At 38.5% G+C, this 21,114-nt stretch carries 14 protein-coding genes; 1 reads left to right on the top strand and 13 read right to left on the bottom strand.

Translation table 11 applies throughout. The features are described 5' to 3' along the window. Positions 1 to 115: 115 nt before the first annotated feature. From HNP38_RS02205 to HNP38_RS02165, 9 genes are all read right to left on the bottom strand, one after another. Positions 116 to 667: an NADPH-dependent FMN reductase gene (locus tag HNP38_RS02205; RefSeq protein WP_184183761.1), complete on the bottom strand. Its 552-nt coding sequence runs from the start codon at positions 665 to 667 to the stop codon at positions 116 to 118. Positions 668 to 797: 130 nt separating this feature from the next. Then, on the bottom strand, positions 798 to 1,526 hold the full coding sequence (locus HNP38_RS02200) for a pirin family protein (protein ID WP_184183758.1): 729 nt from the start codon (positions 1,524 to 1,526) through the stop codon (positions 798 to 800). Between the two features lie 382 nt (positions 1,527 to 1,908). Beyond that, positions 1,909 to 3,312 carry an MFS transporter gene (locus HNP38_RS02195; RefSeq protein ID WP_184183755.1) on the bottom strand — a complete coding sequence of 468 codons (1,404 nt, stop codon included), beginning with the start codon at positions 3,310 to 3,312 and terminating at the stop codon, positions 1,909 to 1,911. After that, complete coding sequence (locus tag HNP38_RS02190; protein WP_184183752.1) at positions 3,309 to 3,836, bottom strand: nuclear transport factor 2 family protein; 528 nt, start codon at positions 3,834 to 3,836, stop codon at positions 3,309 to 3,311. Before HNP38_RS02190 ends, HNP38_RS02195 begins: the two co-directional genes overlap by 4 nt. 20 nt (positions 3,837 to 3,856) lie before the next feature. After that, positions 3,857 to 5,704 carry a glycoside hydrolase family 13 protein gene (locus HNP38_RS02185; protein WP_184183749.1) on the bottom strand — a complete coding sequence of 616 codons (1,848 nt, stop codon included), beginning with the start codon at positions 5,702 to 5,704 and terminating at the stop codon, positions 3,857 to 3,859. 72 nt (positions 5,705 to 5,776) lie between these two features. Continuing rightward, positions 5,777 to 7,933 carry a glycoside hydrolase family 97 protein gene (locus tag HNP38_RS02180; protein ID WP_184183746.1) on the bottom strand — a complete coding sequence of 719 codons (2,157 nt, stop codon included), beginning with the start codon at positions 7,931 to 7,933 and terminating at the stop codon, positions 5,777 to 5,779. Between the two features lie 79 nt (positions 7,934 to 8,012). Then, positions 8,013 to 9,125 carry a SusE domain-containing protein gene (locus HNP38_RS02175; RefSeq protein WP_184183742.1) on the bottom strand — a complete coding sequence of 371 codons (1,113 nt, stop codon included), beginning with the start codon at positions 9,123 to 9,125 and terminating at the stop codon, positions 8,013 to 8,015. 18 nt (positions 9,126 to 9,143) lie between these two features. Then, positions 9,144 to 10,697, bottom strand: a complete 1,554-nt coding sequence (locus HNP38_RS02170) for a RagB/SusD family nutrient uptake outer membrane protein (RefSeq protein WP_184183739.1) — start codon at positions 10,695 to 10,697, stop codon at positions 9,144 to 9,146. Between the two features lie 11 nt (positions 10,698 to 10,708). Beyond that, positions 10,709 to 13,588 carry a SusC/RagA family TonB-linked outer membrane protein gene (locus HNP38_RS02165; protein ID WP_184183736.1) on the bottom strand — a complete coding sequence of 960 codons (2,880 nt, stop codon included), beginning with the start codon at positions 13,586 to 13,588 and terminating at the stop codon, positions 10,709 to 10,711. A 331-nt stretch (positions 13,589 to 13,919) separates the two neighbouring features. On the opposite strand from HNP38_RS02165, the gene metG reads away from it, so the two are divergent. Then, the gene (metG, locus tag HNP38_RS02160; RefSeq protein ID WP_184183733.1) at positions 13,920 to 15,956 is read left to right on the top strand and encodes a methionine--tRNA ligase; all 2,037 of its coding nucleotides are present in this window, start codon (positions 13,920 to 13,922) and stop codon (positions 15,954 to 15,956) included. Positions 15,957 to 16,107: 151 nt separating this feature from the next. Here the strand turns inward: metG and HNP38_RS02155 are convergent, their stop codons facing one another. The 4 genes from HNP38_RS02155 to HNP38_RS02140 all read right to left on the bottom strand — a co-directional run bounded on the left by HNP38_RS02155 (position 16,108) and on the right by HNP38_RS02140 (position 21,049). Continuing rightward, entirely contained in the window at positions 16,108 to 16,812 is a 705-nt protein-coding gene (locus HNP38_RS02155) for a class I SAM-dependent methyltransferase (protein ID WP_184183730.1), read from the bottom strand. Positions 16,813 to 16,923: 111 nt separating this feature from the next. After that, positions 16,924 to 18,516 (bottom strand): MFS transporter, encoded by a 1,593-nt coding sequence (locus HNP38_RS02150; protein WP_184183727.1) that lies wholly within the window; start codon positions 18,514 to 18,516, stop codon positions 16,924 to 16,926. An 88-nt stretch (positions 18,517 to 18,604) separates the two neighbouring features. Then, positions 18,605 to 19,711: an HlyD family secretion protein gene (locus HNP38_RS02145; protein ID WP_184183724.1), complete on the bottom strand. Its 1,107-nt coding sequence runs from the start codon at positions 19,709 to 19,711 to the stop codon at positions 18,605 to 18,607. A 27-nt stretch (positions 19,712 to 19,738) separates the two neighbouring features. Then, on the bottom strand, positions 19,739 to 21,049 hold the full coding sequence (locus HNP38_RS02140) for a TolC family protein (RefSeq protein WP_184183722.1): 1,311 nt from the start codon (positions 21,047 to 21,049) through the stop codon (positions 19,739 to 19,741). Positions 21,050 to 21,114: the final 65 nt, after the last annotated feature.

Here is a 21,114-nt window from a genome sequence, read left to right as displayed (position 1 = left end):
CAGAATTTCAGAGCCCACAATTTTTCCTTTTTTTGGAAAACATTCTTTAAAAGTGGTCTGAATTTTCATTTTTTTCTTTTTGCAAAAATAATAATTTTAAATGAATATTCAAATTCTATTTTTCAAGGATGGTCTCGATGGCAGAAATCTTTTTGATTTTCTCTTTTAATTCGTTGTCTTTCTCTTCATTGGATATTTTCTGAACTGTTCTATCGAAATTATCGTTAAAAAATGGCAGCGAAAAGGTTTCTACAATATTACCGCCGTGGAAGGGAAAGCGCTTTACAGCGGCTTCCAAAACTCCTGTTCCGCCTCTTACTCCCGGTGCTGCGGACATCAGAAGCATGGGTATTTCGTTCCATACTGTTCTATCCTTAATTCTGGAAACCCAATCGAAGACATTCTTAAAAGCGGTGGAATAGGTCCCGTTATGCTCCGGTAAGGAAATCAATAACAGGTCTGCTGCATCTATTTTGGCTGCAAAATCTTTTGCTTCCTGCGGAATACCATTTTTAAGCTCTCTTTCATGTTTGTAGATGGGCATTTCATATGGGTTTAAGTCTATTACTTCTACTTCTGCATTTTCGAATATTGTGGAAGCATAGGCTACTAATTGCTTATTCATTGAAACTTCGGAATTGCTTCCTGCTATGGCTAAAATTTTCATTGTTTTTATATGTATATTGTTTTTACGTTTGGGGCGTTTTTTGTGAAGATTTTTAACCACCCCGTCAAAAATTCAAAGAATTTTTGACACCCCTCCAAAGGAGGGGAATTTTTATCTTATTAAATACTTATTATTTCAGGTATGAAGGTAATTCCATGGGAACTTCCATCAATAGGATCTCGGTATCTTCAACGGCTTCTATGTGGAAGTTTTGTGTATCCCAAATTCCTAAACCATCTCTTTCATTCAATACTCTGTCTCCTATTTTTGCGCTTCCTTTCAATACAAAGGCATATACTCCGTTGTCTTTTTTATTCAGTATATAGTTTTTCTCATTGCCTTTTGTAAAACTGGCCAAGTTGAACCATGCATCCTGGTGGATCCAAACACCTTCATCATTCTTATCGGGTGATAAGATCTGTTGGAAATCATTTATTTTTTCATTTTCTTTAATGTTTTTCTGGTCGTATCTTGGAGTAACATTCAATTCCCGCGGGAATACCCATATCTGCAGGAATTTTACCGGTACATCTTTGTTTTTGTTGTATTCGCTGTGCATGATGCCTGTTCCTGCACTCATTACCTGGATCTCCCCTTTTCTGATCACTGCTTCGGTTCCCATAGAATCCTTATGCTCCAGGTCTCCCTCCAACGGAATGGAAATTATTTCCATATCCCTGTGTGGATGTGTCCCGAAACCCATTCCCTGAGAAACGGTATCGTCATTTAAAACTCTTAAAACTCCGAAATGGTTTCTTTCAGAATTCTGATAACCGGCAAAGCTGAATGTATGGTAGCTGTTTAACCAGCCATGATCTGCATGGCCTCTTGAATCTGCTTTATGATATACTGTTTTCATATCTGAATTATTTAGGGTACAAATGTACATCGGATGTGCTTTCGGAATTGTTGACGTAGGATAAGAAAGGAAGATGGAGAAACAGTAAAATCGCTAAATCGCAAAACCGTGAAAAGGCGAAATTTCTTCTTGGGGGACTGCTTTCTATTTCAAACCATTAAAGAGGGTAAAGTTGTTAAGAACATTAAGTAGTATGTTTGGCTAAAGCCTTTACAGAGTTCATAAAAAAGCGGACTTAAGCCCGCTACTATTGATCTTAATATTGTATTGAAAATTATAGGATCTCTTTATTCTTTATTCTTTATTCTTTATTCTTTATTCTTTATTCTTTATTCTTTATTCTTTATTCTTTATTCTTTATTCTTTATTCTTTATTCTTTTATTAAAAATGTACCTGTTTAATTTCCTCTTCTATTTCCTTTGGAGTTTCATCTTCGGATTTAATAAAGATCATGGTAACTATTGACCCTATCAGCATACATGCACCTCCTACCACTACATAATCAATAGCATAATTTCCAAATATATTGCTTACGATCGGGCCTCCGAAAAGCCCGTTAATGATCTGTGGAATGACAATAAAGAAATTGAATATCCCCATATAAACCCCCATTTTCCTTTGTGGAATGACATCGATCAACATGGCATAAGGCATTGCCAGAATACTTGCCCAGGCAAAACCTAATCCTACCATAGAAATCCAAAGGAGGTTGATATCTTTAATGAAATACATGGATATAAGCCCCAATCCGCCACACAATAATGCTAAAGCATGGGTCTGTTTTTTGCCAATAGCTTTTGCAATAGGAGTTAATAGAAAAGCAAACGGAATTGCCCAGAAGTTGTACATTCCAAATAATTTTCCCGTTAGATCTCCTGCATTATTAAATGCTTTCGAATGGGTATCATCCGGAGATAATCCAAAATGATGGGTTGCCAGGGCGCTTGTAGTGAATACCCACATGGTGAATAGGGCAAACCAGGAAAAGAACTGCACGATTCCTAATTTTTTCATCTGAACAGGAATATTGGCAAAATCCTTGAAAATATCTGAGAATTTGGAATGTTCTTCAACAATCTCTTTTCCATCGGCAAATTCTGCAAATTCCTGAGGGGAATATTCTTTGGTAGTGAAAATGGTATAAAGTATTGTTAACAAAAGTAATCCGGCTCCTACATAAAAAGAGAAAATTACGTTATCTGCCACAAATCCGGCGGGTGCGTCATTGGAAATCCCCAGACGGGTCAGCCAATCGGGAAGATAAGACCCTATTACCGCTCCTATCCCTATCAAAATGGTCTGAACTGAGAATCCTAATGTTCCCTGATGCTTCGGAAGCATATCTCCTACCAATGCCCGGAAAGGCTCCATAGCAACATTAATGGAGGCATCCATCATCGCGAGGAAAATCACTGCCAACAGAAGTACATTGGCTGCAATCATCTGAGTAGCGGATGCTGCATTCGGAAGCATTACCAGACCAATGGCACATAAAACAGCCCCAATTAAAAAATAGGGTTTTCTTCTTCCCAACGGACTCCAGGTATTATCGCCCATATGCCCGATAATCGGCTGAACGATCAATCCGGTGATGGGAGCCACCAGCCAAAACCACGATAATTCATGAACATCGGCTCCTAAGTTGGCCAAAATCCTGCTTGCATTCCCGTTCTGTAAACCGAAAGCCATCTGGATTCCGAGGAATCCCATGCTCATATTGATAATCTGAGCCATGGACAGGTTTGGTTTTATCTTTTTTGATGATGTACTGTTTGCTGTTTTCATTTTTGGGTTTTTAGTTGTTTTATTAATAGGTCTTCAATGGATGCTTTTTCAGAAACTACTTTATCCACCACGTCATTAGGTACTGTTACCGAAAGTACATACTGTTTCACCTTCCATTGTCCATTGATCTTCTCAACGACTCCTGAACCCCGGCAGATCTTCATCTGGGTATCCAGCAATTCATCAAACCATGCTAATTTTCCATCTTTACTGAAATAGATATTTCTTTGAAGTGAAGTGAAATTCCAAGTTCTTTTTTTATCAAAGTAAGGTTTTGCCCAAACCATAAATTCTTTTTTGTTCCAGACTTCGGTAGCATCGGTTCCTATAAATGTAGATTCTTCGGCAAAGTGGTCAAAATAGGCTTTGAAATCAGATCTTGCAGCATCGGCATTAAAGGCTTCAAGCATTGTACTGATATCCCTCTTTTCTTTCTCATATTTACTTTCTTTTGACTGAGCGGACAATTCCGAGACATTCGATAAGAGAAGGATCAATATGTATAAAATTGTTAGTTTTTTCATTCGCTTTAATTGGATTGATTTTACAGTTCAATGATAAGGGAAGTTTTGGCAGGCACATTCAGGCTGTTCTGTAAAGAAAATTCTTTTCCTGAAATGATATCTTTTCCTCTGGTAAAGTTTTCAAGGCCTTCGGAGAATCTTTTCAGATTCAAGGTCTGTGCATTGGTGTTATTGTTGATAACCACCATTACCCTTTCTTTATCATTATACCTGAAATAGACATATACATTATTTTCAGGAACGTAATGCAGGGTTTTTCCCGTATGGATCACTTCTTTGGATTTGCGCCAGTTCAGGAGTTTTTTAGTAAAGTCAAAATACTGGTTCTGAGAATCGGTTCTTCCTGATTGAGTGAATGCATTATTGGAATCTTCTTTCCAGCCTCCGGGAAAATCACGGCGGATATCCCCGTCACCTTTTCCTTTATCTCCTGACATTCCGATCTCTGAGCCGTAGTATAGCTGAGGAATTCCCCGAACGGTCAGGATCAGGGACATGGCCAGTTTATAGTCTTCAATTTTCGGATAAGACTGATTAAAACGCTGGGTATCGTGATTTTCAGCAAATACTAAGAGATTATCAACATCCGGGTAAAGGAAGTCATTGGCAAAATTGTCATACACTCTCTGCATCCCGGAATCCCAGCCGGAGTCTTCTCTGAAAACCTGTCCTATTGCATCATGAAGAGTAAAATCCATAACGGAAGGCAGGTAGGAATTATAGTTCTCTATTGCTGAAATTTTGCTGTCTTTCTGCCAGTAAGATATCTGTGCCTGATCATGCATCCATACTTCCCCGACAATATTAAGATTAGGATATTCATCCGTTATTCTCTTTGTCCATTCTGCGATTCCTTTTTTATCGTTATAGGAATAGGTATCTACACGCAACCCGTCAAGGCCTGCATATTCTATCCACCAGATGGCGTTCTGAACCATATAATTGACGACTAACGGATTGCTTTGATTCATATCGGGCATAGTGGTATCAAACCAACCGTCCATACAATTTTCTGTATCAATTTTTGCAGCATTAGTATCAAATTGGGTAGTCATCCTGTAATTGCTGCGTTTGAAACCTTTTTCCCCCTCCTTCCAATAATGGATCCAGTCTTTTGCAGGAAGATCTTTAATGATCCAGCTTTGTGATCCCCAGTGATTGGTCACATAGTCCATAATAAGCTTCATATCCCGTTTATGGAGCTCATCAGCCATTCTTCTATAATCTTCATTAGTTCCGTAGCGCGGATCTATTTTATAATAATCACTCTGCGCATATCCGTGGTAAGAGTATGAAGGTTCGTTATCTTCCAGTAATGGGGTATTCCAGATTGTAGTAACTCCCAGTTCTTTCAGATAATCAAGGTTTTTGATAATTCCTTCAATATCACCTCCGTGGCGGCCTCCATGATTTTTACGGTCTGATTTTTCAGCGGTATCTTTGGTATTGTCGTTGGACGGGTTTCCATTGGCAAAACGGTCCGGCATGATCAGGTACATGACATCTGCTGATGTGAAAGAATTCCGATTGATGGAATTGGGTTCCCGCTGTTTTAGTTCATAAGTATAAGAATCAATATTTTTTTTACCGTTCTTAACGTGAATCCTGAACTTCGGAACATTGATTTCACTAGTATTTATTGTGATGAAAACATAGTTCGGGTTTTCAACTTTCTGAATTTTTTTTACCTGAATTCCGTCTGAAAGCTCTATCTCATTCTTTACAATATCTTTACCGTAAACCAGTATTTGCAGTTCCGGATTGTTCATTCCTTTCCACCAGAAAGCAGGTTCCACTTTTTCCAGAGCTTTTTGGGAAAATGCTAAAGAAGCTGCTGAAAGAGCAACAATGATATATAATTTTCTCATATTGAATTTTGATTAAAAAACCTTACAGGTTCTTCACCCATAAGGTTTTGATTATTCATTTCAATCTTAAATTTAATTTACAGGCTTGATGGAGATGGCAAAACCTCCGCTTCTTACCATTTTGAAATTGATTTTAGATTTACTTGTGATCTGTTTTTTGTAGATATTATAGCTCTGAGGATTGTTCATATAATCAGCATCTTTTCCATCTTCATAAATGGTTGCCTCATATTTTTTATCTTTATCCAGGAAAGAGAAATCCAGGGTGTAATCCCGCTTATTCTCATCAGTAATTCCTCCTACAAACCAGTTTTCCGTGCCTTTTGCTTTTCTGGCAGTAATGATGTAATCACCCGGTTCTGCAGATAAGATTTTAGTATCATCCCAATCTGCTGCCACATCTTTGATAAACTGGAAGGCATCCATATGTTTTTTATAGTTCTCCGGCAGGTCCGCAGCCATCTGAAGAGGCATATACATTACTACATACAGCGCCAATTGCTTCACTAAAGTGGTTTTTACAAAACGCTGATCTCCCGGAAAGTAATAGTCTAATTTTGTTTGGAAGATCCCCGGTGTATAGTCCATAGGCCCTCCCATCCATCGTGTAAACGGTAAAATGGTCTGATGATCAGGATTATTCCCGCCAAAAGCTTCGAATTCCGTTCCACGGGCAGCTTCTGCAGAGATATAATTCGGGTAGGTACGGCTTTCTCCCGTAGGCCTTACGGATTCGTGGGAATTTACCATGATCTTATATTCATTGGCCTTTTCGGCGATCCTGTAATAATGGTTGATCGTCCATTGGGAATAATGGTGCTCTCCTCTTGGGATAATATCTCCTACGTATCCTGATTTTACCGAGGTATATCCGTATTTATTCATTAGTTGGAATGCTTTGTCAGCCCATCTTTCGTAATTGGTAGCAGATCCTGAGGTTTCATGGTGCATGATCAGATTAATTCCTTTGGAATGGGCATAATCATTCAGCATTTTGATATCAAAATCCGGGTATGGGGTAATGAAATCAAAAACGAATTCTTTTGAATGGCCAAACCAGTCTTCCCAACCTGTGTTCCAACCTTCGATCAATAATCCACCGAAACCGTTTTCTGCTGCAAAATCGATGTATTCTTTTACTTTATCGTTATTGGCTGCATGTTTTCCGTTAGGTGTGAGCTTGGTAAAGTCCGTTTCACCTAAATGAACATTTTCTGCCGTAGAATAGGCCCATTGAGATTTTCCGATGATCATTTCCCACCATACGCCCATATATTTTGTTGGCTTAATATAGGAAGTATCGGTATATTTTGTCGGTTCGTTAAGATTGAAGAGCATTTTGGAGTCCATCACCTCTTCTGCTTTAGGAGAGACTATAATGGTTCTCCAGGGTGTAGAGGAAGGCGTTTGGATATAGCCTTTTGCACCCTGCCTGTCAGCCGTAAGATGTGTTTTGAATTTAAAATTCTGAGCATCCACTTCCAGGTGTGAAGCCGGATAATCCAAAACTGCAGCTTCGGCAACATTCATATAAAGAGGATCTTTTCCTTCTTTTTTCAGCATTAGCGGAGACTGAACGGCATTTTTGATCAGAGTCTGGGAGGCATTGGAGTCAAAAGCCTTATCCCATCTACCCGGAATTTCTGAAATTTTTGTAGTCTGGTATTGGTATTCCTGAGAGTCATAATCTGCAACAATCCACCAAGCTTTCATGTCCGTTGGAAAATCTATTTCAGTATCTTCTTCCCGGATCACAAAGTAGTTAAGATTTTTTTGCTGCGGAAACTCATACCTGAATCCAAGTCCGTCATTAAATAACCTGAACTTTACTACAATACTTCTGTTTGTAGAGGCCTGGTTAAGGGTAACCGCCAATTCGTTGTAATGATTGAGATAGTTTTTCTTTTCGCCAAGTACAGGCTGCCAGGTTTCATTTTTGGAGTCCCTCTTTTCATCTGTTTTGGTAAAGCCATTATTAAGGTCGAATTTCGAATCTTCCGGTTTTGCAATTTCAGAAGCGAATTTTATGGAAGTGTCTTTAAATAATCTCAATCCTAATTTAGAATCTTCTACGACTAAAGCCCCATTATATTTCAGGTTATAATAAGGTACTCCCTGCTTCAACTGAAAATTCATTTCAAATTTGCCGTCCGGTGATTTTAAAGATTGTGCATTCGCACCCGCGAACATCATTGAGAACAATAAAGCCCCCATTGTAGTTTTCTTCATATTGACTATTTATAAACTTTAAAAATAAATAAAGTGCTGCTAAAAAGCAACACTTTATTCATATAAATTTAGGTCTGTTTTACAATTTTGTAAGGGTTAACTTGTAATAAGCTGAATTATGCAAATCCAATTCGATCTTATAATTACCTGGAACACCAACTTTATAGTTTGGATCGCCTGATACGGTTCCTTCACTGCTTAAGTAGGTCTGAATTGCCGTTCCTGAAACAAGTGTCTCATCAGCACTGGCCGGCTGGAATTTCATGCCCCAGTCATCGTTGGCCCTGAACTTGAATATCCCTGAAGAACTTAACGCAATTGAATTGATCACAAAAGTTTTTGTAGCAGGATTATAAACGAAATCAGTATCTGATGCCCAACCTGTAGGCGTGGCATCTCCTATAATCCCGAAGTTGGCTATAATTGAAGAGTAGGTATTGGCAGCCCAATCCACATTGATGTAATATGTTCCGCCTGTTACAGCTTTGATATTTTGCTCTCCGCTTTCTACTAATTTCCCGGTAAAGGTTCCGTCATCACCTTTATCTCCTGCCCAATCCTGATTAATTGTGAATTTATATTCACTATTAGGACTGGTCACATAAATAAATCCTCTGTATTTATCATTCTTACCCGGAGAGAATAAGTTTGGCGAATTTCCAGGGTCCCAGTCTGCGTATCCTGCTGCTCCCGCATATCCTCCCGGAACATTTATTTTAGGATAGATGAGATCCGGATTCGGAGTATATCCTGTGATATTAACTGTAATTACATTAGAGTAATAAAATGTGGCACTATTTAGGCTTGATTTCAATCTCACTTCAATAGGTTTTGCAGTATTAGGAGCTACATTTAAAGAAGCCAGAATATTATTCAGCTGAAGGTGTGTCAGTGAAAATGTATTCTGATCCATTGGAACATCCTGAATAACACTTGGCTTAAAATCTGAGCCTGCAACCGCTAATTCAACAGAATTGGTAAAGGCCACATTCGGGCTAAAGGTAGGATTTGTATAAGTGAATGTTACCGCAGCCTGGTCTGCAATAGTTTCATTTAAAACTACTGAAGCCTTATCTGAAGATAAGCTCCCTTTTGATGTATTGCTAAGAACCAGTTTTTCATCATCTCCTTCGCATGAAACAATAAGAGAACCTATTACTCCTATTAGAAATATTTTAAATATGTTTTTCATTCTTAATCATTTAAGTTTTTAATAACCTGTATTTTGAGTCAAATTAGGGTTAGCCTGCAACGCAGACTCAGGAATTGGAAATACATTATAGTTGCTGGAAATAGAAGTACCATTGGCAACTCCTCCTTTCCATGGCCATAAGTATGTTCCGCCTGAAAATCTTCCATAACGGATCAAATCCTGTCTTCTAACTCCTTCTAAACCTAGCTCTCTACCTCTTTCATCTAAAACAGTCTGCAATGTAATACTTCCTAGCGAAGCAGCATTGGCTCTTGTCCGAATCAGGTTCACATAAGTAAGTGCCTGTGGTACAGTAGCTGTAGATGCTCCTCTAAGTGCACATTCTGCATAAATAAGATAAGTATCTGCCAGTCTGAATAATGGGAAATCAGTAGAAGAGAATGCTGTTACGCTGCCTGTTCCATCTGTATTTCTATTACTAAACTTAACGGAAGGATATCCGTTCGTCCATTCTTTATAGTCAGTCATTTCAAATGTATGTCCTGTAAGCCAGAATAGTTTAGATCTTGTATCTGTACTTGCAGCCAGATCAGCAGCATTAGCTCCGAAAAGACCATACCAGGCTTTTGTTGCACGATGTCCTCCCCATCCTTCAGCAGCTCCATATGTAGCTAAATTCATTGTGGTAGAGTTTAGACTTCCGTTAACAATATACGTTGTATTCCCATAACTCTGGGAAGAAGTAGCGTCTGCAATTAGTGGAAAAATCACTTCTTTTGAAGTATTATTATCTGCTCTGAAATTTTTGGCAAAATTAGTTTCCAGCTGATAGTTTCCGCTTGCAATAACCTTGGAAGCATATGTTCCGGCATCGTTATATCTTGCAGTTCCAGTGTATACTTCAGCGTTCAGATATAACTTAGCCAGCAGCATCTGTACAACAGCTTGATTGGCTCTTCCGTAAGTATTTGATGGAGCTATTTTTGACTCAATATCTTTCAGCTCACTCTCAACAAAAGCAAATAATTCAGCTCTTGTTGCTTCAGGAAGCGGTGTAGCTGAACCATATGTATCATCGTTTACCAATGGGCCTTTTCCAAAGAAATCAATCAGATAATAGTAAGACAGTGCCCGTAAAAACCTTAGCTCACTTACATATTGATCTTCATTAGGAACATCTACTCTGTCTTCCAGAATCAGGATCAGGTTAGTCGTCTGAGGAATGGTATAATAAATCCTGTCATAAACATATTTAAAGAATTTATTGTTTGAGTTCCAGCCGGAAGTAGTTGTCAATTGATCCAGTCCATTATCTCCCCATCTGTTCTTCATTCCATCAGCAGTAAAATCATTAAGGTTTACTAACCCTCTGATGAATGGAGATTCTCCGGCATTGGCTCCGGCAATATCAGAATCACCGGGACCGCTAACACTCGAAAGTGCAAATGTAGAATACATTCTTGAAAGAAGCCCCTCCATTGCATTAGGGTCTCTGATTAAAAGTTCTTCAAGCGTAAGCTCATATTTCGGTTCTGTTTCCAGATCGTTAGTACAAGAAGCAAAAAACAAACCTGCAATTGCTAATAAACTATATATTTTTGTTCGTTTCATTATTGTTCGGATTAAAAATTAAAGTTGAAACCGATAGTATAAATTCTTGGTCTCGGATAGAAGTTATTATCAACACCGCCAAAGTTTTCAGGATCCTGTCCTTTATATTTTGTCAGGATAAATGCATTATTAACGGATCCATATACTCTTAGATCAAGCTTATTTCCAAAAATTTTTTCAATGTTATATCCTAATGTAACATTGTCAAGTCTTAAGAAAGATGCATCATGTAAGAAATAATCCGAAAAATACATATTATCCGTCGGCTGAATTAAATTGAATGATGATCTTCCGTTATAGAAGTCAAGCACATTGCTTAGGTGTTCTGAGTTCGCAGTTTTTGCCTGATTAACAAACCCTTGGGCAACATGTCTTCCGTCATATATTTTTCCTCCGATCTGTCCTCTGAAGTTAGCTGTGAAATCCCAATTTTTATAGTTTAAACTTGTTCCAAAGCCATACGTAAAGTTCGGAATTATTTGAGCATCATAACGGTCATCATTCGTAATTTGGCCATCTCCGTTTCTATCTACAAAAGTATCGGCAATAGGATTTCCACTAGCATCATAAACTTGCTGGAACATCCATGCAGAATAAGGCTGAAGGCCTACTACATGGTAGGCGATCTTTACCCCTGTTCCTACCGGAAGATCACCTCCTGCTGAAATTCTGTCATAATATTTCAGTTCTAAGATCTCTCCTTTATTATAGGACATGTTACCAAATATATTCCAGTTTAGATTTTCTGTTTTAACCGGGTTGATATTTAAATTCATTTCTACCCCTCTGTTTCTCAAAGACCCTACGTTATCCGAGAATTCATTGGTTAATCCCTGTCCTGGAGGAACTGGTGCTTTTAGTAAAAGGTCTGTAGATTTTCTGTCATAGAAATCAATGCTTCCTGATAACAGGTTTCCTTTAAACAAGCTAAAATCAAAACCTACGTTCCAGCTCGTTGTTGTCTCCCATTTCAGATTTTGGTTAAACCCTAATGCTGAATAAATATTATATCCCGGAAGATATTGCGCATTTTCCACTCCTAATGCAAATAAAGGCCTTGAAGGATAAAAACCTCCTGCGATCTGAGTGATATCCTGCTGTCCTGTCTGTCCCCAGCCAATTCTCAGCTTCAATTCTTTTACCACTGAAGAATTCTTAAGGAAGGATTCCTCTTGTATTTTCCACGCAAATGCTGCAGATGGGAAATATCCCCACTGATTGTCAAACCCATTAAATAACGATGAAGCATCAGCTCTGAAAGAAGCCGTGAATAGATATTTATTTTTAATATCAATATTTGTTCTGGCAAAGAAAGACTGAAGATTTAAATGATTGAAATACCCGAAAGTAGGATTAGCCCGGTTTGGCTGTGGAAGACGGACACCGCTTCCTGACGGATCCGAATAGAATTGTTCTTTATTTCCGTCATATCTGAAATCCTGATAAGTATAACCTCCCTGGATCAAAAAGTTGGTAATAAAATCATTGATCTTTCTGTTATAAACCAAATAGGCATCTAAATTCCTGTTGTTGGTAAACTGATTTTCAGCATACGCCAACCCCGGATTGTATATCAGATCCTGTAGAGAGTTAGCAGTGATGTTGATAATAGAGTTTCTTGCATTCTCATCATAAGTCTCACGAATTTTGGTTCTTGATGATTCAATCCCCATATTCACTACAGCTCTTAAATCGGGAAGGAAGTGGAATTTATAATCTACTTCAACGTTTCCTAAGAATCTATACGTGTTTTCCGGACGGTGTCTTTGCATCAATAGTCCTAATGGGTTCGAATCATATGTCAAATTATATACGCCATTAGCCTGATAGAAGTTCTGATAATATCCTCCAAAATAATTCTGCCCCTGATTCAATCCAAAAACATCACTGCTGTAAACAGGTAATGTAGGGTTTCTTGTCAGAGCCGAACCAATTGCGCCTCCTGCATCAACTGTATTTTTATCAACCCTGTACCCTTTTGCATTAATATCAATTTTCAAATGTTTGTCAAAAAAAGTGGGAGTTACACGTAAAGCAGCAGAAAATCTTTCCAAATCATCATTTCTCACTACTCCCTCAGTCTTATTATAACCTAAGGATAGTCTTACAGGAAGGGTTTTAAACAGATTTCCCGAAGCACTGAAATTATTGTCTGTAGAGACTGATGTTCTGTATACTACATCCTGCCAATTGGTATCGTAAATTGTCCCCATTACCTTAGGATTTGCAGGGCTTCCCCCCGTTCCCAGTTTCCATACATCATTCGGGAAATACGTTTGAACAAAATCAATGTACTGACTGGAATTCATGACATCAATATATTTAGTAACCTCCCCTAAAGAGACATTCGTACTAAAGTTCATTTTCAATCTTCCTCCTCCGGATTTTGTTTTAATCAGGATAACTCCATTGGATGCTCTGGCTCCATAGATTGCTGTAGCTGAAGCATCTTTCAAGATAGAGAATGACTCAATATCATTTGGATTGACCAAAGCCAGCGGGTTCTGAATCCCGGCCGGATTGGTAGAATCCAAAGGAATTCCATCAATAACAATTAACGGGTTGTTGGATGCACTAATAGAAGATCCTCCACGAATCCTGATGTTAGGGGCAGAGTCCGGCGATCCTCCTCCATTGGTTATTCTAACTCCCGGAGCCTTCCCTTGGATCAACTGATCTGCAGAAACAATTGCTCCTTTGTTAAAGTCCTTTTCAGTCACAGAGGTAACAGAACCCGTAAGATCAGACTTCTTCTTAGCCCCATACCCTACGAGAACAATCTCTTCAATTTTTTTTTCCTTAGTTATAGTATCTTGTGTCTGCGCATGAATCATGGTACTTGCCAATAAGAATGCAGGCGCAATTTTTAATACTGTTGTAAAATTTTTCACAATATCGTTTTTTATATAGTTTCGTTTTAATAATAGTTTGCAAAAAGCCAGTCTCGCAATTTATAAAAAAAATATAATTATCTTAAATTTATTAAAAATTTTGATAAATTTATGTATATTATCTGTTCATATTTTAATTAATTAATTGTTTTTCATCAATTTACATCAAATTATGCAAAACATAACAACACAAATGTTTTAACAAAAAGTTAAACATTTGTTTAGCTAAATGTAATATTGCGCTTCTCTAGTTGTTAAAAATCCGTTAAAAAAACAGGCACAATATTTCCTCAGATAATTCTTACCTTTGCAGCTAAAACTTTACTATAAAATGTCAAACAGAAAGATGATTACGGCAGCTTTGCCTTATGCAAACGGACCGGTTCATATAGGACATTTGGCGGGTGTATATATTCCTGCGGATGTTTACACAAGATTTCAAAGAAGACTGGGAAAAGATGTAGCTTTCATCTGTGGTTCGGACGAGCATGGGATTCCCATTACCATCAGAGCTAAAAAAGAAGGAGTTATGCCTCAGGATATTGTAGATAAATATCATGAGATCATTAAAAAATCTTTTTCGGATCTGGGGATCTCGTTTGATGAATATTCAAGAACGACTTCCAAAAAACATTATGAGACCAGCCAGGATTTCTTCAAAACCCTGTATGAAAAAGGTAAATTCACAGAAGAAGTTTCCGAACAGTATTTTGATGAACAGGCAGGAGAATTCCTTGCAGACCGGTATATTGTGGGAACGTGCCCCAACTGTGGAAATGAGAATGCTTATGGAGACCAGTGTGAAAAATGCGGTACTACGCTCTCTCCTTCCGAGCTTATCAATCCAAAATCCATGTTAAGCGGAAATGTCCCTGTTCTAAAAGCAACCAAAAATTGGTACCTTCCCCTGAATGAATATGAAAGCTTCCTGAACGAATGGATCATTGAAGGCCATAAGGATGACTGGAAGCCTAATGTATACGGTCAGGTAAAATCATGGCTGAATGACGGATTAAAACCGCGTGCAATGACCAGGGACCTGAACTGGGGAGTTCCGGTTCCGCTTCCTGATGCAAATGGAAAAGTACTCTATGTTTGGTTTGATGCCCCGATCGGGTATATCTCGTTCACAAAAGAATGGGCAGAGAAAAACGGCAAGGACTGGAAAGATTACTGGCAAAATGAAGAAAGTGATCTGGTTCATTTCATCGGAAAAGATAATATTGTTTTCCACTGTATTATTTTCCCTTCGATGATGAAAGCTCACGGAGATTATATTATGCCGAAAAATGTTCCGGCATTCGAATTCCTGAACCTTGAGAATGATAAGATCTCAACTTCAAGAAACTGGGCGGTCTGGGCTCATGAATATGTGGAGGACTTCCCGGGACAGCAGGATGTTTTAAGGTATGCTTTGCTTTCTTCAGCTCCTGAAACAAAGGATAATAACTTTACTTGGAAAGATTTCCAGACGAAGAATAATTCTGAATTGGTAAATATCTTTGGAAATTTCATCAATAGAGTTGCAGTTCTTACAAATAAATTCTTTGATGGGATTGTTCCTGAGGGCGATATTAATGCTCCTGAACTTGATCAAATTAAAAAAAGCGCTATTGAAATAAAGAACTATCTGGACAATTACGAATTCAGAAATGCTTTAACAGCTTTCATGAATTTGGCAAGATTTGGAAACGGATATCTTCAAAATGAAGAACCTTGGAAAACATTTGAAAATGATCTGGAAAAAACTAAAAACACGTTATTTATTGGAGCTCAGATCGCAGTTGCATTAGGAAATTTATCAGAACCATTCCTTCCTTTTACAGCTCAAAAAATTTACGATATCTTTAATGTTGAACAACTGGACTGGAATACCGTTGAAAGATCAAAAGTTTTAATTAAAGCAGGTCATAAAATTGTCGAAAAGGCACCTTTAATCTATTCAAAGATTGAAGATGAAGTAATTGAAGCTCAGATCCAGAAATTGGAACAAACCAAACAGAATAACAAGAAAACCAACCCTAATGCAAACTCTATGAAAGAACAAATCGTTTTTGATGATTTCACTAAAATCGATCTGAGAACGGCTACCATTACAGAAGCTGAAAAAGTGGAAAAAGCCGACAAACTTCTGAAATTGACCGTTGATACCGGTGTGGATGTAAGAACGGTAGTTTCCGGGATTGCAGAAAGCTTCACTCCTGAGGAAGTGATTGGTAAGCAGGTGATGATCCTTCTCAACCTTGCTCCGAGGAAGATCAGGGGAATTGAATCTCAGGGAATGTTGCTTTTAACTACAAAACCTGATGGCAAATTATCTTTTGTAACACCAGATGACGATGTAGAAAACGGTATTGAAATTGGATAATTTCCAACCAGATAAATAAAAAAGAGACTGCAGTTTTGCGGTCTTTTTTTCTCCCGCAGATTTAGCAGATTACACAGATTTTTTAATGATTCATTCTTTAAGCGCAATCATCTGTGTAATCTGCTAAATCTGCGGGAGAATATTATGCATATTATTTTTTAATAAGCTTTGCCAGATAAGAATCTTCACTTTGCAGTACTTTTTCCACTCTAAAGCCGTTATTTTCCGCAGCATTTTTTAGGGTTTCAAAATCCAGATACAGCCATTGGATAGGTTCTTCTGATTCCCCTTTATAATGAACAATATAGTCCAGTTCGCCATAATATCCATCGGCCGGAATATAAACCCCGCCATCCTCATCCCTATCAAACATATAAAGGATATCCGTACTGTCAATCAGAATTTGTCCATTATCATTTAATAAAGAATATAGTTTCTGGAGATAAGTATCAATTTTGTCAAGATTTTCAAAAATACCAGTGCCATTCATCAGTAACAAAATGGTATCGAAAGTTTCCCCGGAAAAATCCAGTATATCCTGTGATACAGCATTTCTTACACCCCGCAATTGACAAACTTCAATAGATTTAGGAGATATGTCCAAAGCCAAAACATCAAGACCTTTATCATTCTGAAGGTATAAACTGTGCGAACCTGCACCCGCCCCGATATCCAGTATTTTGCCGGTAGCTAAGTGAAGTGCCTCTTGTTCAATATTGTTCATTTCTTCAAAATCCCTGAAAAGATACGCTACAGGAAGCTCGTCCAGTTCGGAAATTGAAGTTTCGGTCTGCAGATCTTCAGGGTTTTCATTGTAATAATAATCCCGGATCGCTTTTCCCATTAAATCTTTCATACCTATTTTTAAGGCCTCAAAGATAAAGGTTTTTGAAAAAACTTTTATAAAAGTAAAGCTCCATTCAAAATTAAAACAGAGCTTTACAAACAAATGAAAAACAAGGTATCTTTATATCGCAGGCCCTGCTGCGTCTTTTATCTCTTCCATTAATTTTTTATGTTCCCTCTGCCTTCTTCCGGCAATGATGGCTTTTCCGCCCAACATTCTGATCAATCTTAAATATCGGAAGCGTTCCCTTCCAAAATGATGGGTTAAAATATAGATCAGCACCCCAAAACCTGCCAGAATAACATATCCGAATAATTTTTTACCCGCTATGATCATGGCATTCAGCTGAATAGTCTTCATATAGACAGCAACATTTTGCGGAGTAATCGTCATTCCATCCATATATGCTGCTAAATCTCCTACTCCGGCTACCTGAAAATGATACAGGAACCAGGAATATAATGCTGAGAAAATGCCTACCGCAAGAAAAGTACGCCAAACCAGCACAAGCCCGATGGCAGCAAGCATATCATCTATTTCCAGCTTATCCAGCGTATAGAACCACACAGAAATAAATAAGGAACACATCCCATAGCCTTTTAAAAACATGGGCAGATACCATCCTTCATAACTGAACTCCAATACCATTGAAAAATACATCACCACTGCATATCCCACCATTGCGGAGAATCCTGAAAAAATATACATTTTCAAAGGCTGCTCTTTTTTAAACCAAAACACAGCCACAATTCCGGCCAATATGATCCCGGGAAGCATTAAAACATTCAGTTTTGCATTCGTCAGCTGGTCATACCCCAATACACCAATGGCAAAAGTATTCTGAATAGAGGTCGTCCCTAAGAACATTCCCAGCCAGAACAGCATAAACAAACCGTGCAGTACATTACTTTTTTTAAATATTTTGAATGACAGATAGGGCCTCTTTAATGTCATTTGACGGACTGATAGTAAAGCAAAGTTTATAAATGCACCTATACCTGCATTGATGATCTTGCCGGAGTTCAACCAGTCCTGCTGTTTTCCAAATGAAAATACATATGCTGAAAATATGAATGTTGAAACAAAAAGTATAATGCTCAGCCAATCTATATAGTACAGCGGAACCTTGAGGGCAAAATATTTATCATGCATAAAGGCACGGCATACCATTGCCATGGCGAAACATATCAGTGAAATTATAATAAAAAACTGATGCCAGTTATAAAGAATGGAAACTTCTACCGCATAATAGTTTGAAACCTGGTTTAAAGTCAGAACGAATGTATAGAAAACCCCGTAAAATACTCCCCTGTTCCCCATGATCATCATCAATGGCAGGAAAAGCTCAATAGCAACTATCATTTTGAAAAAGCCTATGAATAATGAGGTGGCTACGATGACTGCAGGCTGTAAAGTCGTTGCATTCACAAAGCTCAGAAATCCCAAAAGGATAAATAGCACAGTGAGTTTGTCCCGAACCTTAAATCTTAATTTTATCCTGAGCACCAGAGGCATCGCAGCCCCCATTCCAATCGTTGTGGCATAATTGGCTAGTATAAAATCTTCAGAAAGTGCACCCGTGCCGCCTGCCATAAAGCTGATATTCCCTGTATACACTCCGCCAAGCGGCATCACAACGATCAGCAGCAACACGATCAGCAGAAGCTGGATGGGCTTTGGTACCCAGTCATGGAAAAGTCCTTTATTGTACATTGAGTAATTTGTTATTAGAAGTTAGACATCAGAATCCAGAAATCAGACCTTGAAAATTGCATAATCCACATCTAATTTTTTAATCTTTTTAATGAATATTTACATTCAAATTCATTCCTGCACGCAGTTTGTCGATATCTTCTTTTTTATTGGACGCCGTAAATTCAATTCTTACCGGAATTCTCTGTTGCACTTTGATAAAATTGCCCGTAGAATTGTCTGTAGGAACATTGGAGTATCTGGAACCTGTAGCAGCGGAAATTGCGGTAACGATCCCTTCAAACTTCTGCCCTCCCAAAGCATCTGCGGACATCATCATCTTTTCCCCGATCTTAATGCCGGGCATTTGACTTTCAAGGAAATTGGCAGTTACCCATTTTTGTCCGTTTAGGACAATGGTAGCGACTTGCTGTCCCGGCTGTATCAGCTGTCCTTCAGAAAGAGTCCTCCTTCCCATCACGCCGTCATACGGTGCTGTGATCACTGTATAAGAAAGATTGATCTTCGCCATATCCAAAGCCGCTTTAGTTCTTTTGATCTCAGCATCATTAATTCCCAGCCTGCTTTTCACTTCTGTCGTAGAAAGATTAGCAGACTGTTTTTGATTAATTAAAGTTTCATAAGCAGCTTTTTGCGCATCATACTCGGTTTTCACCTGATCATATTGCTGTCTAGTTACTGCTTCTGCTTCCAAAAGATTTTTATACCGGTTTAAATTCTGTTCGGCATTCCAAAGCCTGGCTTTTGCGCCTGAAATATTAGACTGCATTACATTGATATTATTGGAAACCGTATTTACAGACGAGCTTGTTGCCGAACGCTGCGCCAAAGCATTCTGATATGCTGCTTCCGCCTGGCCTAACTGGGTCAGGATTTCACGGTTATCCAAAACCACAAGAGTATCTCCTTTTTTCACATGCTGATGCTCAATGAATCTGATCTCTTTGATGTAAGCCGAAACCCTTGTATTGACCGGATTGATAAATTCTTCCACCTGGGCTGCTTCCGTATAGCTTTTATCCCCGATGTGGAAATATTCGCGGACCAGCCAGAATAATCCGAAACCGATTATCAGGAAAAAGACAATATTCGAAATAATGGCCCTGATCTTATTTTTTTTGGTTTCCTTTTTCTTAACTTCTCCGCCTGATGCTACCGGAGCGGTTGTATTTTGAGTTTGTTCACTGTTTTCCATTGTTTTTTGATTTGCTGTTAAAAAAAATTAAAGGGTTCCCGTAGATTTCAAAAGGTTGTAATATTGATACAGTACATTGATCTCTGCATTGGCATAATCAAGTTCCGACTGCAGTTTCTGGTTCTGAGCATCAATCATTTCTGCCTGAACCGCAAGTTGGTTCAGATATTTGGACTCAGTGATCTTGTAGTTCTCTTCGGCTAATCTTTTGGCATCATTCAGGATATCAGCCTGCTGAACGGCTTCCTGATACTTTACATAAGCAGCATTCACGGCTATGTCCATATTCTGCTGCACCAAAATCATTGCGTCTGCGGCCTGTATTTTTTGTAATTCTCCCAACTGGGTTCTTTTCTTTGTCTTATAAAGGTTATCAATATTATAGCTTAAAGAAATCCCTGCCTGCCACCCCCCGGAATACATATCCAGAACAGGATTTCTGTTAGTAACCGGACGTTGCAGGGTATAGCCCCCAAACCCTGCCACTGTCGGCATTTTATCCGTTTTAATGATCTCTATATTTTTATCCGCCATATCAATATTGGTTTGTGCAGATCTTAATTGCGGATTATTGTTGTGAGCCAGCCCCATATAATACTCCAAACCCATCCCGGATTCTTTACCTGTTAAGTCTTCAACGGGAAGTATCTCTGTATCGGAAGACAGCCCCAGGGCCATATTCAGGTTATAGTTCAGGATCTTTCTGTTGTTGGATAAGGTAAGCATTCCCTGGTCCAGATTCTTAATAGCCAATTCTCCGCGGATCACTTCATTTCTTGTGACCATCCCCTGTTGGTAGAACTTCTGAACATTTTTCAGACGTTCCTGAGCCAGTTTTTTATTGTTTTGAAAAACTTCTTCCTGATTCAGTATCTTATAGATATCCAGATAATTGGAGATCACCAATAATTTAACATCCTGTATGTTCTTTTCCAGATCCAATTGTGATAACTGTTCACGAAGCCCGGCCAGTTCAATGGATTTATTCACAAGACCTCCTTTAAATATCAACTGGGTAGCCTGTACAGCGTAAGAACTTCCGTAATGAGGCATTGGAATATGTGTAGAATTGGAAAAATCTTTGTCTATCGCCACGGCATCTCCTAAGTAGAACTGGCTTGTAGAAGTCGTTAGGCTTGGAAGCTTCTGAAGTCTGGCAATATCAGTTTGTTGTTTAGCAATGTCTATATTCTGTGCCGAAAGCTTTAATTGCCGATGATTTTGCACTGCAAGTTCGGCAACCTCTCCCGCAGTCATCTGCTTTATTTCCTGTGAAAAAAAGAGCGTAGGAATAACGGCCATCACAAGCGATAGTGCTGTTTTTACATTCTTTATCATTTTACCTTGTTTTATAGATGCAAAGTTATGGCAGCTATAAATCCAAACAAATGTTTGATTTCTGG

The sequence above is a fragment of the Chryseobacterium defluvii genome (assembly GCF_014204415.1).
Lineage (GTDB): Bacteria > Bacteroidota > Bacteroidia > Flavobacteriales > Weeksellaceae > Chryseobacterium > Chryseobacterium defluvii_A.
The sequence above is the reverse complement of the archived record's forward strand: the minus strand, read 5'-3'. Positions and strand labels throughout refer to the sequence as shown.